The 240-nt window shown below is 41.7% G+C and carries 1 protein-coding gene; it reads right to left on the bottom strand.

Features of this window, described 5'->3' with window-relative positions; translation table 11 throughout:
• Positions 1-240, bottom strand: a 240-nt coding sequence (locus tag SB756_RS34590; protein ID WP_410913819.1) for a tyrosine-protein phosphatase, incomplete at both ends; no start/stop codon positions are given.

The following is a 240-nucleotide window of genomic DNA, read 5'->3' as shown; positions in this document are numbered from 1 at the left end:
CTTGTACTAAGCTGTACACTTCATCCTTTGTGTAACCTGCTGAATTTAAAATAAGCGCAGCAACCAACCCTGTGCGGCCAGTGCCGCCTTTGCAATGTATGGCAATGGTTTGTTTTTGCTGTATGGCTTGTAATATTTCTGTTTTGTGTGTGTTCCAGCTTGATATAAAAGGCTGTTTGGGTGCTTCGTCGTCATTTATAGGTAAATGAAACCAAGTTATATCGTGCTTTTGGCACTCAC

The organism is Pseudomonas sp. SIMBA_068 (assembly GCF_046534705.1).
GTDB classification, from domain to species: domain Bacteria; phylum Pseudomonadota; class Gammaproteobacteria; order Pseudomonadales; family Pseudomonadaceae; genus Aquipseudomonas; species Aquipseudomonas putida.
This window is presented reverse-complemented; position numbering and strand designations above follow the sequence as displayed.